At 57.2% G+C, this 1,135-nt stretch carries 1 rRNA gene; it reads right to left on the bottom strand.

The features are described 5' to 3' along the window. Positions 1-1,135 (bottom strand): 23S ribosomal RNA (locus C477_RS05605); the annotation flags it as partial.

The following is a 1,135-nucleotide window of genomic DNA, read 5'->3' as shown; positions in this document are numbered from 1 at the left end:
CTTTTCTTAGAGGGTAGCTGCTTCTAAGCTCACCTCCCGGCTGTCTAGGGCTTGCGACCACCTTCGATCGCACTTAGTCCACACTTGGGGACCTTAACCCAGCTCTGGGTTGTCTCCCTCACGGTACACAGGCTTACCCCGCATACCGGACTCCCTGCGTCGACGGCGTTCGTAGGTTCGGAGTTGGACAGGGTGGCGAACTCCTCTCGGAGGCCGGTCACCCAATCCGTGGCTCTACCCCACGAACTACCTCAGCAGAGGTCATGCTTCGACATGTTTCGGTTGGAACCAGCTGTTTCCGGACTCGATGGGCCTTTCACCCCTAGACATAGGTCACGCGAGGGTGTTGTAGGACACCAACGCTAACAGGCCTCCACGTGCCTTTCGGCACGCTTCACCTTGCCCACGCCTAGATCGTCCGGTTTCGGGTCGTGCCCGTCTGACTCCCCGCGCTTGAACACGGTGGCCCTCACGCAAAGCGCTGCGGCCGTATCGGTTTCCCTACGCCTTCCCCGATGATCGGGTTAGACTCGTCAAACAGGCACACTCCCTGGTTCGTTTTTCAAAACGTACGACGGAACACCGGCTTCCTGACCGGCCTACTGGAGACTCGCGTCTCGGTCGTTTGGGTCAGGACCTTTCGTGCCCCGTCGCTCTATCGCCAACTGATTTCACGCCCTATTGCACCTCCCTTTGTGGGGTGCTTTTCAGCGTTCGCTCACGCTACTTGTTCGCTATCGGTCTCGAGGAGTGTTTAGTCTTCGCGGTCGATGCCCGCGATCTTCACGAGGGATATCCAACCCCCGATACTCTGGAGCTGACGCACAACGTACTACACTACAGTACGGGACTGTCACCCTGTTTCGTACTCCATTCCAGGAGATTTCTTGTAGCGGGTCCGATGCTGAAAGTCAGTCCGAACACCACATTGCCCGAAGGCTTCGGTTTGGACTGTGTCGGGTTCACTCGCCGTTACTAACGACATCGCGACTTGCTTTCTCTTCCTGTCGATACTAAGATGTTTCAATTCTCGACGTTCCCCATTGCGCGAAGCAATTGCGGTGGGGATTCCCATTCGGAGATCCTGAGTTCTTCGCCTCCATGCGGCTCCCTCAGGCTTATCGCAGCTTGGCAC

It is taken from the genome of Haloterrigena salina JCM 13891 (assembly GCF_000337495.1).
Taxonomy (GTDB): domain Archaea; phylum Halobacteriota; class Halobacteria; order Halobacteriales; family Natrialbaceae; genus Haloterrigena; species Haloterrigena salina.
The sequence above is the reverse complement of the archived record's forward strand: the minus strand, read 5'-3'. Positions and strand labels throughout refer to the sequence as shown.